Here is a 12,937-nt window from a genome sequence, read left to right as displayed (position 1 = left end):
GCCTTAAAGTTTACCTGGGTCATATTGGCATGGATAAATTCCAGATTATCCAGTCTGAGAAATTCCATGGCAACATTTGCATGATGCACCAATTCCTGCCGCTGTTCTACTCCGAAAAACATGGTTGCAGGATGCTGCCTTGCTGCTATGAGACAGAATTTTCCGATGCCACTACCGATATCGAGCACTTTTGAACCTGGAAGGGCAAGAAATTCAGCAGACTGTTGCACTATACCTATCGGGGTCCATTGTTTTTTGGATATCAGTTGAAAATGCTCGGGATAGAGCCAATCGAATGTTTGATCGTCCTCGAAAATTTTATTTATCATGTTCACGCCTTAATCTTAATTGGTTCCGACAGATAGCGATACAAGGCTATTGCCAAATCTACATTTCAAGCTCCTGGGTTAAGTATAAGCTAAAACGCCCTCACCATCTATCTTGATTGTTTTAATTTTCCGAGCCATCGGGATTCTATGATCTGCGTTAGCCGGCCTAACAGGCCAGGCTCAATCTGCATACATCCCTCAACAACCTGCTGCCTCCATACACGCTCCTGATCAAGGATCAGTTTATGGTTCTTTCCTTCAAGAAGTATATCAACCGAAATCTCCTTTTCCAGCAACAACGAAGTCACATATGAAATAACATATAATGTATAGACTTTGTGACCATAGGATACCGGTAATGGAATTCCAATCATTTGCTTAATTCTTTTTATCTGGAAGACCACCACATATCTCAATACGATAAACTGTCCATACAGTTGCGCAGGTACCCCTAGGTATTTCTTCCAAATAGCTGTTTAAAAACAGTACTTCTTTTATTGATGTTCTCCTCCTTTAAAACGCACTGTTGACCGACCGATAAGACAACAATGGGAAGAAGGTTATTTATCGAACCCGCCCAGAGATACTTCCATTCATGGCCATACAGGTCCTTTAACAAAACCGAAAACAAAATTATAGGGTAATAAGCTATTTTTTCCGACAAAATATCATGGAGAAAAATGATAATTATCAGTTTGACTGTGCAATGTAAATTCAATATATTTTTGCCCAGTCGCCTCCAGCTGTGTTGGCAGTTAATCTAGGGATGTGGTCCGATCTTCCTTTTCACCGCGCTTGCGGTCCTGTTATAATACCTTTTGGCCCTGACCCTGAATACATCATAAAGCAATACGGAAACAAGAATTGCAAGCGGGGCAAAAAAAGAAGGGAATCCAAAATGTTTGAAAAGATAAGCTCCTGCAATTGCCCCTGCCATGAAGAAAAAAATAATAGCAAGCCGAAGCCTGATCTTCGATTTTACAGTCTTGCATTCCAGACCTTCATTACGCAGTACCTGTGCCAGTTCTATCCCCAGATCCGTAAAAGTACCCGTCAGATGGGTAGTCCTTACGACAGAGCCGGACACCATGGACACCAGTGAATTCTGCATCCCCATGGCAAAAAGAAGACTTCCGGCAAACAACTCCTTTGAGAGAAGCGTTCCATTGTAGCTTCCCCCGAAAAATGCTGAAAACAGCAATACACCGATCTCGATGAGAATGGGAATTGAGTAAGAGTAACGTTGGTTATGACCTGTAAAGGACAAGATCAGACCTGAAATAAATGCACCACCAAGAAAAAGCATCATCCATAGGGCGATAACCCGCGCTGTGTCCCAATCCTGAAAGGCTATCCTTTCAGCAAAAAGTGCAGCATGTCCTGTTACGTTTGTGGTAAGAATGCTAAATCCAAGATAGCCTTCAGCATTGACAAAACCAGCAGTCATGCCTAACAGGCTTGCCAATCTGAGATTATGCCCATATGTCCTTTTTGGTCCTAAGTGTCTAAGCATTATAATGAAATCTGATCGCGCCCAAATAAATTACGCTCCATGATATGCCCCTAAAGAGAAGTGATATGGCCGGTTTAAAATCATAAATGGCAAAACCTTCTAGGACAGGAAAGCAATTTAAAGCAAGGCCATAAAACTGTCGCCCAAAGTTCCAAATAAATCCAGTCGAATGAATCTGATAAATATCAGTATTCAAGATGATTTCTTACCATGAAGGGGAGCATACATTTCCGATAGCTTTGCAAAGATTGAAAACCGTCTGCTACTGATCAAATTTTCTGAACAGCAATTAACTCCTGGAAAGCGACAAATTACTTTGCCGCTTTTTTTTGCGCAAAACAATTCCTTTTACCTTAATTGCCCTCCAGCCCGTAGCATCTTTGGTAATTCAGCATCGAATTACGGAAGATCTGCATGGCATTCCCCTTTATCTCCTGATTATCAAAAGCCCCATAGACAGTATCGAACTCAAGGTCTGCCGTCCTTTCAAAGAAGACATGGAATTCATCCCTGCCAAGAAGGATCTGATTGGGATAGCTATACATCACGCCGAGATGCTTTCTACTTCGGGATACATAAAGGCTATCACCGCACAAAACACTACCACCAGCAAATGCCATAACCACTATATCAGATGAAAAAACTAAGCAAAAAAGAGCTGCGTATCCATGCGTTTTGCTGGAGCATTTACATTTTCATGGAAGTTGTCCTTGCCTGGGCGATGACTGGAAAATTCAGCAATCCGCTGCACTATTTCTTTTTCTATGTACTTAATATCGGTATGTTCTATTTTCACTCCTTATGGATCATGCCGATATTGTACAGCAGCACCAGTTATCGAAAAGTGAGGTTCAGCCATGGGTTGTTATCTGAAATCCTGCTCTATCTTGGGGCAGCATCACTGATCAATCTGCTGCTGACAGGCCTGGGACAAAGAGCGACAGCACTCGTATTCAACATACGCTATATCGGTGTCACCATCTGGAGGGCAACATTTTTTATCATGTACGGTACCGGCTTTTTCTTCCTTAAAAACTACCTGAAGAAAAAAGATATGGAGATGCAGAAAGCGCTCGAGATCGAACGGCTCAGGCTCCAGCTGATTACAGCCGAAAAAGACTTTCTGCGTTCCCAGATCAATCCGCACCTGCTCTTTAACACCCTTAACTTTATCAAGAATGCTACCCGGCAAAATCCTGGAAATGCACGCAAGGCCATAACAGGCCTCAGCGACCTAATGGAATATGCACTGGAAGACAGTAAAAACGATGTTGTATCCCTAGCCAGAGAGCTTGAACAGGTCGAAAATATGATCCAGCTCAACCAGCTTCGTTTTGAACAACAGCTTAACATGAGCTACATTAAAGAAATCAGTGACGGACAGGCTGAAATTATCCCGATCGTCCTGTTGACCCTCGTAGAAAACATATTCAAACACGGCATATTCAACGATCCAGATTACCCAGCCATTATTGAGGTTCGCAGCTCAAACGGGGAAATCTATTTTGCCACCAGCAATCTGACCAAATATTCAGGAGAGAAAAGGGGCAGCTGTACCGGCCTGAGCAATATCAGCGCCAGACTAGCACCGGCATATCCGGGCAGATRCAGTTTTGAATATGGAATGAACGGGGCTAATTTTGAAACCGAACTAAAGATTTCGCTTCAGTCGATGGCATAAAAGTTCCATGCGATTGTTTTCCATAACAATTATTTTAACTAGATGTATGGATCAAATGTATCGGATTACCGGCAGGCAGACTAGGGGAAATTTCCCGTATTTGTAGTGTAAGTTTTCCCGTTTTTTTCTGGAACTGGCTTACTGATCATAAGAAGACAAGAAAATTTCCGGTGAATTTTTGGCCTCAGAAAACTGATGTATTACCATATGCCATTATAAAACGCCATTGCTGAAACTTTGAGATATTTTATTTATCATTGAGGCTTAAATTTTGTAAATTTAAGAGTGATAATTATTACGAATGGCATCTAATTCCCTTCCCGATGAAAGTGAAATATTGACTAAAATGGCCGAGGGGGATCAATATGCTTTTACTACACTTTACAATTCCTATAGCAAGCAGTTGTTTGCCAAGATTAATCATATGGTCAATGATGAAGAAACTGCAAAGGAACTGCTTCAAGATGCTTTCTTCAAAATTTGGATTCAGCGAAAAAATGTTGATGTTAAAAAACCATTCAGATCATTTTTATTTACCATTGCGGTAAACCTTGTTTACGACCATTTTCGGAAGCTGGCAAAGGATCGAAAATATGCTCAGACTGTTTTGCAGAATGCAGTTGATTACTATACACATGCCGAAGAGGCAATTCACAGTAAGGAGAGTATGAAGTTAATCCAGCAGGCAATTGATCTGTTGCCGCCTCAGCGAAAGCAAATCTTTATGCTCTGTAAGCTAGAAGGGAAAAGCTATGATCAGGTGGCCAGTCTCCTTTCCATTTCTACCTCAACAGTCAAGGATCACATTGTAAAAGGCAATAAGGTGGTGAGAGATTATTTGCTTAAGAACCCAGACTTAGTGGTCCTTTCTTTCATTACTGCCACTTTATTAAAATAATTATAAAATATTTCATTTTCGAGCAGACCTATTTCTTTTCTTCAGCGTATTGATTAAAAAGGACAGGATTGAAAACTCAAGAAGATATAGAACAATTATTTCGCAAGTACCTCAATCAGGAGTGTACACTTTCTGAAATAAATGAATTACTCGACTACTTTGAAATCGATAAAAATGAGGCGTTGCTGAAACAGTCAATTGCCAGTTATTTTAATTCAGATAAGAAGACTGGAGAAACTAACCAACATCTTGATGCTGTTGCTGAAGTAAGAGATAAACTAATTCATCGAATCCGGGAGTACAACGAGCCTAAAAAGTCAATTAAACTTTGGCCCCGTATCGCTATTGTAGCTGCTGTTTTTATCATAATTTTTAGCATTGGATTATTATATGTGTTAAATCAACAAACTAAACCAAAAAATCCTACTGCGCATGTTAACGATGTTGCCCCGGGCAAAGAAGGCGCCACACTTACATTGGCAAACGGAAAAAAAATTCTAATTAATGATGCGCTATCAGGAAATATAGCTAATCAATCTGGTGTAAAAATATCTAAAACCAAAGACGGCCAAATTGTATATGAAGTATTAGACCAAAAATCTGATGGGATACACTACAATACACTTACAACGACTAGAGGTGAACAGATTAGTGTTCGCCTGCCTGATGGCACACTTGTATTTTTAAATGCAGCTACTATGCTTAAATACCCTACCAGCTTTGCGAAAATGAACAAAAGAGAAGTTTCTATTACTGGTGAAGGATATTTTGAAGTTTTTAAAGATAAAACCCATCCCTTTATTGTAACTACTGCCAACCAGCAAATTGAAGTACTAGGTACCCATTTTAATGTTAATGCCTATACTGATGAACCTTCTGTTAAAACAACTTTGTTAGAAGGGAGCGTAAAAGTAAATAGCAACTCCCATTCAGAAATACTTCAACCAAATCAACAATCTACCTTAACAGGCAATAAAATAACCATAAAAGAAGTGGATACAGAAGAAATTGTTGCATGGAAAAACAATGAATTTCTTTTTAAAGACGATGATTTCAAGACCAATATGCGAAAAATTGCCAGATGGTACAATGTGGATGTGATTTATGAAGATGATGCGCCCAATAGCTTTAAACTCGGTGGATTTTCTTCAAGGTCAAGAAGTCTTGCAACAATCTTAAAGCTAATGGAACAAACAGGTAAAGTTCATTTTAGAATTGATGGGAAAAAAGTATACGTAAGTAAGTAAATATATTTTTATTAAAAATCAACGAACCACTAACCTAAACATTAAAAGATGGAAAAAAAAATACGACAGAAAAGCTGAGGCTGTAAAAACCAAATCCCGATGGTGATCGGGAGATGGTCGATGTTTGGCATCGTTAATAATTAAATCAACTATTGAATCGTAGTAGCCCAAAGTTTCGAAGCAGCAGGCTCGCTACCTAACCAAACGAACAAATGTATAAAAAATATACTAATGAAATTGGTATGCCCAGATGGCATACCGCTAAAATATGGCTCATGATGCGATTAACCACCGTTATATTAATTGCTAGCTTAATGCAGGTCAGTGCCGCAAGTCTTGCACAACGCATTACCTTAAATCAAAAAAAATCAACACTCGAAAAAATTTTCCGGGACATTCATAAGCAAACTGGTTACGATTTTATTTATGATAAGGAGCTTTTAGATCAAACAAAGCTGATCAGTATTGTCGTTAAAAATGAACCACTGGAAACGGTTTTGAAAAAGTGTCTTGAAAACCAATCTTTAGACTATTTAATCGAAGATAAGTTAATTGTGATTAGAGAAAAGCTAAAATCGATAAAAAAGGATGAGGGTCAAATACAAAAAACAGATATTAAAGGGAAAATTACTGATCTTATCGGTAAGGGTATCCCTAGTGTAAATATTTCAATAAAAGGGACCAGTAAAGGTACTTCTAGTGATAGCAACGGAAATTTTTCACTCTCCCTTGCAGCAGGTGAAAATGAAATCATCATTTCTGCGGTTGGATTTGAAAGCCAAACTATTGCTGTAAATAATCAAACCAATTTTAATATTGTACTTAAAGAAAGTTTATCCAAACTGAGTGAAGTTGTAGTGGTGGGTTATGGTACGCAAAAAAAATCAAACCTAACGGGGTCGGTCGTTACAGTAGATGCTAAACAGATCAAAGACCGCGGTGTTGCTAATATTTCGAATATTCTTGCTGGCCAGGCACCTGGTGTTACCGTTCTGCAACGTGGTGGCCCTCCGGGTAGAGACATGGGCACCATTAACATTAGAGGTATAGGTACTTTAGGAAACGCCAATGCGTTGCTTATTGTTGATGGTATACAAACTACAGATTTATCTCAGGTTAACCCAAATGATATAGAAAGTGTTTCGGTGTTAAAAGACGCAGCCTCATCGGCTATTTATGGTATTAATGCCGCTAACGGTGTCATTATAGTAACGACAAAACGGGGCATAGCAGGTAAACTAAAGGTAAATTACGAAATGCAAGGCGGATTCTCCGACCTCGGTAAAGTACCCCAAACTGTAAGTTCTGCCGATCTGGCCACCATGTATAACGAGGCACAAACCAATGACGGCATACCAACTTCAGGTTTGAAATTTACTGCACAGGATATTCAAAAATTTAGAGATGGCTCAAGCCCGTTAACCCATGCCAATACCAATTGGGTGGATGCGGTTTTCCCGAAGTCTGGAAATTGGCTTTCACATAACTTAACCTTTAATGGTGGCAATGAAGATACCAAGTACAACGTATCATTAGGTTATTTGGATCAGGATGGACTGATGAACAATACAGGTTATCAGCGTTATAATTTTAGAACTAATTTTGACCAAAAAATTTCAAGCTGGTTAAGTACAGGCTTTAATCTGGCTTTAAGCCTGAGAAATGTAAACGATCCGCCTACGGTTTCAGGTGTTGGTGGAGAAAGCTGGTACCTGCATCAAGCTTTTCAACAATGGCCAAACGACCCTGTAAGCTATCCAGATGGTCGATATGCTTACCCAACGTGGTCTAGCTTAAATTCAAACCCTGTGGCCTATAGCTCAACCATTAACGGTTATTCAAAAAATGCCGATACACGTTTAATAGGTTCTGCTTTTGCTGAGATTAAAATTATAGATGGTTTAAAGCTAAAGGGCGTTGCCTCAAATACTAGAGACTACAATTATGCTTCAAATTTGGGTTTGGGGGTAGATTTGTACCGGATAAATAAAACAACAGGAGAAATTAGTGCAACACCAGAAAATGCAGCTTCTATCCCTGCTTTAACCACGACCAGAAACGTGTCAAGAGGATTTGATCGTTATAGTGACCTTAACCTTCAGCTGCTTTTGAATTATGATAAGACATTTGACAAACACGGTATAAAGGTTTTGGCCGGATATGAGCAGCGTAAAATTACATCAGAAAGCGAGGGAATTACCCGTATAAATTTATCAGACCCATCCTTAACACAAATTAACGCTGCCGATCCTTTAAACCAATCTACTTATGGCAACACGATAGATTTTAGATCAAGGTCTGCCTTTGGTAGGTTGAATTATATCTATGATGAAAAATATCTTTTCGAAGCTAATTTTAGATATGATGCAAGTAGCAGGTTTCCTGCCGGAAAAAGGGCAAAACTATTTCCTGCTTTTTCTGCCGGATGSGTTTTGTCAAAAGAAAACTTCCTGAATTTGCCAAAAGCAATCTCAATGTTAAAGGTTCGTGCGTCTTGGGGTCAACTGGGTAATCAGGAAATTGATAATTATAGGTTTTTATCAACCTATGAGTTTAACGGACAGTATATTTTTGATGGAAACAAAGTTGTTGGTATTAGAGAAGGTGCACTTGCCAACAACAACATAACCTGGGAAACCACAACCTCAAAAAATTTAGGTCTTGATTTAGGTTTGTTTAATAATAAACTAACCTTAACTGGTGAGATTTTTAAAAGGGATACAAAAGATATTTTACTCCCGTTGCCACAAGCCTCTATTCTAGGTGCGGCGCCACCAACATCCAATGCGGGTGCTGTAAGTAATAATGGTTTTGAAATTATAGCAACTTATAAAGACCGTGTAGGAGAAGTAGGTTATTACCTTAATGCAAATATTGCTCAAGTAACCAATAAAATAACGGATCTAAAGGGTACAGATGTTCCCGGAAAAAGGGTTGGCGATCCGATATACAACTTATTTGGCTACCAAGCAGACGGATTGTTTCAAAATCAAGCCGAAATTAATGCAAGTGCTAATCAGTCGGGTGTTGGTAGTACACCAAAACCTGGAGATATAAAGTATAAGGACATCAATGGCGATGGATTTGTCAATGCACAGGACCAGGTAAATCTGGGTACATTTTTTCCAAAAATAAATTATGGTTTCTCTTTCGGGGCAGATTATAAGGGATTCGATTTTTCTACCGTATGGCAAGGTGTGGCTCAAGTAAAAGGAATTTTAAACGGTAGGCTTGCACAGCCATTCGGGTCTTTCGGGTCAGCACCAATTGTACAACAATTAGATCATTGGACAACAGATGGAACCAATGCAAATGCCGCTTATCCCCGCTTAAGCTTTACCGCAGCGGCTAATAATGTCCTAAGTTCTTATTGGTTACGGAATACTGCTTTCCTTAAGCTAAGGAATGTACAATTGGGTTATAGTTTGCCTACTGCGCTGGTTAATAAGATCAAGCTTTCTAGGGTACGCTTTTATTTAAGCGGAGAAAACTTATTAACCATTTCACCATTTAAAATAATGGATCCGGAAAGTATTACCGGTTCAGATCCGTTTTTTGCTTACGGTGGCTCTGGTGCCTATCCTGTTACCAAACGTTTTTTGGCTGGTCTTTCTATAACCTATTAAATTAAAACATCATGAAAAAGATATTAACTATAATATTTACAATTATCTTTTTTACATCTTGTAAGAAAGACTTTTTAAACGTTGCACCTGGCGATAGGTTGTCTAATACCACATTTTGGCGTAATGCTGATGATGCTGTACAGGCGACAACTGGCGTTTACAGTAGCTGGTCCTCATCGCATATCTATCAGCAATATTTTGCCGATGATTGGTCTGATGATGCTATACCTTCAGGCTTTTGGCAGGGCTTTTATTATTTTACTTGGGGCAAGGGTAATATTTCTCCCTCCAATGGGGATATAAGTGGTTATTGGTCAGCATTATATTCTGTTATTCGAACTAGCAATGTGTTTTTAGCCAATGTAGATAAATGTGTGATGGACGATAACCTTAAAGCAAGGTTAAAAGGAGAAGTTCAGTTTGTAAGAGCATATGAATATTATTTACTTTATAACAATTGGGGTGAAGTGCCATTGGTAGACAAACCTTTGAGCCCAGGCGAGGTAAATATTGGCCGGGGTGCTTTGGGTTCAACTGTTGCCTTTATATTGGCCGATCTAAATGCTGCAATCCCAAATTTGCCTACCGTTGCCTCGCAGGCTGGTAGAATTACAAAAGGAGCAGCGCTAACTTTAAAAGCTCGAATTCTACTTACCACTGGCCAGTATGCTGAAGCTGCTACAACAGCCAAAATGGTTATGGATCAAGGAAATTACGAATTGCTAAGAACTACTGCAGGTGATGGCTATAAACAATTGACAAATACCAAACAAGCCAACAACAAAGAAGAAATTTTGGCTTGGCAGTTTGATGGCTCAAACGTAAACAATGATTTTATCAGTAATGTTAATGGATTGTCAGGCTCATTGGTTTCGCCCACAAAGGCACTAGTTGATGCTTATGACGGTTATAATAAAACCACAGATATGGTTGTACCCGTTAATGAAACTACAACAACAAGTAGGTTTGCAAATCGCGATCCAAGGCTCGATTTTACCGTTGGCCACACAGGCTCAGTAGTAAAAGGCATAACCCTCAATTCAGAGAGCGGAGAACTGGCAGCACACGCTACTGGTTATGGCGTAATTAAATATATTACTAACGAAGTAATAAACAATACACCCAAATATTCTACAGATTATATGCTGATGAGGTATGCTGAAGTATTGTTAATTTATGCAGAGGCCAAAATAGAGGCAGGCCAAATAGATCCATCGGTGATAAACGCTATTAACGATGTAAGATCAAGAGCTTATGGTACTGTGCCAACGGATATTACCCATTACCCGGAAGTTATATTGGGTACACAAGCTGCTTTAAGAAATATTGTACGCAATGAGCGTAGAGTAGAATTGGCCTTTGAAGGCTTGAGATGGTTTGATATTAAACGTTGGAGCATCGCTGCGGGTACAAACGGCACGATGAATGGAACTGTTTTAGGAGCCTATTTGAGCAGTGGTACATATAAAGTAGCTGGTGCCAGACAAATGGATAATCCAAACCGCGATTATTTAAGGCCCATACCTCAAGACCAAATTAATTTGATGGGTAAAAATTTATTACCTCAAAATCCAGGTTACAATTAAAATTAGCTATGCTAAGCATACAGAAAGGTCGGTTAATTTTGATCTCCTGTATGCTTGTTTAATGGTTTTTCTTTAGATTTTATGATAGCTTCATTACTGCTAAAAACAAATTAAATTCAATGAAAAAAAAGATAAAACTTACCAGCCAAATTTTGGCTGTACTGCTACTGCTTTGCAATAATTTTTTATTTGCAAGCGAGGTAGATGAAGTTGGAGAATTTAAAAAATTGCTTGCAAGGGTGGTACCTAACCGCACACAATATTTTGAAGTAGAAAAGCTAGCCAGTAATAATGATGTATTTGAGTTGGAGAGTAAATACGGAAAAATAATTTTAAGGGGGAATAATAATATCGCCCTATCTGTTGCCCTAAACCACTATCTCAAATATTATTGTAAAACATCGGTTTCTTGGTATGCAAATGATCCTATAATACTTCCAAAAGTGCTACCACAGGTAACCCAAAAAGTAAAAAGGGATGCACGTGTTTCAAAACGGTTCTTTCTTAATTATTGCACTTTTGGTTACACCATGCCTTGGTGGCAATGGAAAGACTGGGAACGATTGATTGATTGGATGGCATTGAACGGAATTAATACTCCTTTAGCGATAACAGGGCAAGAAGCCGTTTGGTATAACGTTTGGAAAAAATTTGGACTAAGCGATGAAGAGATAAGAGGCTACTTTACAGGCCCGGCACATCTGCCTTGGCACCGGATGTCTAACCTTGATCATTGGCAAGGACCATTACCTATGTCGTGGATTAAAAATCAAGAACAGCTTCAAAAAAAGATACTTGCAAGAGAAAGACAGCTGGGCATGAAACCAGTTCTTCCAGCCTTTGCAGGTCATGTGCCTCAAGCTTTACAAAATAAATATCCAACGGCAAAAATTACAAAATTGAGCGAATGGGGTGGTTTTGAAGATAAATACAGAAGTTCGTTTCTAGATCCTTTTGACCCCTTGTTTACCGAAATTCAGCAAGCTTTTTTAAAAGAACAAACCGCAATTTTTGGTACAGATCATATTTATGGAGCTGACCCTTTTAACGAAGTAAAGCCACCTAGTTGGGAGCCTGATTATTTAGCCAAAGTTTCTAAAAATATCTATGAAGGAATCAATTCTATTGATAAGGATGCCACTTGGCTAATGATGACCTGGGTATATTATTTTGAGAGAGAACATTGGACAAACCCACGCATCGAATCGTTTTTAAAAGCAGTGCCACAAGATAAAATTATGCTATTGGATTACTACTGTGAAAAAACTGAAGTATGGAAAATGACTAATTCATTCTTTAATCAGCCCTTTATTTGGTGCTACCTCGGTAATTTTGGTGGTAATACCATGCTTGCTGGTAATGTTGACGAAGTGGAAAAAAGAATGGAAAATGCATTGGCTAACAATAAAAATTTATGGGGCATAGGTTCTACTTTAGAAGGTTTTGACGTAAACCCAATGATGTATGAATATGTTTTTGAAAAAGCTTGGAATACTAATTTGGCAGACACCAAGGATTGGATTAAAAATTGGGCAAATAGAAGAACTGGATCGGCAGACACAAATGTAGAAAGAGCTTGGGAAATATTGCATCAAAAAATATATAACCAACCTGCAGAATTAGGTCAAGGAACATTAACAAATGCCCGGCCTACATTAACTGGAAATGGAAACTGGACTACTGTTAACAAAATTGATTATAGTAATAAAGCTCTTTTTACCGCATGGGAACTTCTATTAAAAAGCAAAACAATCAATAGCAGTGCCTATAAATATGATTTAGCGAATATAGGACGACAGGTTTTGGGCAATTATTTTACCCAATTGAGGGATGAATTTAACGAGAATTATAAAGCTAAGAATATAGCCGGTTTAAAATTAACAGGCCGAAGCATGAAAGCTGTATTGGATGACATTGATTTGCTGTTAAATACACAATCTTCCTTTCTGCTAGGCAAATGGTTAAATGATGCAAAAAAAATGGCCGCCTCAGAAAGCGAACGCAAATACTACGAAGAAAATGCCCGTAATATTATTACTACCTGGGGTACAAAAGCA

The 12,937-nt window shown here is 38.8% G+C and carries 10 protein-coding genes; 6 read left to right on the top strand and 4 right to left on the bottom strand.

Features of this window, described 5'->3' with window-relative positions; genetic code table 11:
- The 4 genes from AC1DPQ_RS04605 to AC1DPQ_RS04590 form a co-directional block, all read right to left on the bottom strand.
- Positions 1-329: methyltransferase domain-containing protein (locus tag AC1DPQ_RS04605; RefSeq protein WP_477608146.1), on the bottom strand; the 329-nt coding region annotated here is incomplete at its 3' end.
- Between the two features lie 107 nt (positions 330-436).
- Positions 437-703: a hypothetical protein gene (locus tag AC1DPQ_RS04600; protein WP_477586305.1), complete on the bottom strand. Its 267-nt coding sequence runs from the start codon at positions 701-703 to the stop codon at positions 437-439.
- Between the two features lie 386 nt (positions 704-1,089).
- Complete coding sequence (locus AC1DPQ_RS04595; RefSeq protein ID WP_476767446.1) at positions 1,090-1,842, bottom strand: YoaK family protein; 753 nt, start codon at positions 1,840-1,842, stop codon at positions 1,090-1,092.
- A gap of 353 nt (positions 1,843-2,195) precedes the next feature.
- Entirely contained in the window at positions 2,196-2,462 is a 267-nt protein-coding gene (locus AC1DPQ_RS04590) for a hypothetical protein (protein ID WP_477585155.1), read from the bottom strand.
- Positions 2,463-2,476: 14 nt separating this feature from the next.
- On the opposite strand from AC1DPQ_RS04590, the gene AC1DPQ_RS04585 reads away from it, so the two are divergent.
- From AC1DPQ_RS04585 to AC1DPQ_RS04560, 6 genes are all read left to right on the top strand, one after another.
- Positions 2,477-3,523, top strand: coding sequence for a sensor histidine kinase (locus AC1DPQ_RS04585; RefSeq protein WP_477608144.1), 1,047 nt, complete (start codon positions 2,477-2,479; stop codon positions 3,521-3,523).
- Positions 3,524-3,824: 301 nt separating this feature from the next.
- The gene (locus AC1DPQ_RS04580; RefSeq protein ID WP_477585157.1) at positions 3,825-4,421 is read left to right on the top strand and encodes an RNA polymerase sigma factor; all 597 of its coding nucleotides are present in this window, start codon (positions 3,825-3,827) and stop codon (positions 4,419-4,421) included.
- 68 nt (positions 4,422-4,489) lie between these two features.
- Positions 4,490-5,668 carry a FecR family protein gene (locus tag AC1DPQ_RS04575; protein WP_477585158.1) on the top strand — a complete coding sequence of 393 codons (1,179 nt, stop codon included), beginning with the start codon at positions 4,490-4,492 and terminating at the stop codon, positions 5,666-5,668.
- A gap of 212 nt (positions 5,669-5,880) precedes the next feature.
- A complete protein-coding gene (locus tag AC1DPQ_RS04570) occupies positions 5,881-9,294 on the top strand; it encodes a TonB-dependent receptor (RefSeq protein ID WP_477608142.1) in 3,414 nt (1,137 codons plus the stop codon).
- An 11-nt stretch (positions 9,295-9,305) separates the two neighbouring features.
- Entirely contained in the window at positions 9,306-10,880 is a 1,575-nt protein-coding gene (locus AC1DPQ_RS04565) for a RagB/SusD family nutrient uptake outer membrane protein (protein WP_477608140.1), read from the top strand.
- A gap of 119 nt (positions 10,881-10,999) precedes the next feature.
- Positions 11,000-12,937 (top strand): alpha-N-acetylglucosaminidase (locus AC1DPQ_RS04560; RefSeq protein ID WP_477608138.1); only part of this gene is annotated, 1,938 nt, incomplete at its 3' end.

The sequence above is a fragment of the Pedobacter sp. 01T416_2 genome (genome assembly GCF_056398925.1).
The sequence above is the reverse complement of the archived record's forward strand: the minus strand, read 5'-3'. Positions and strand labels throughout refer to the sequence as shown.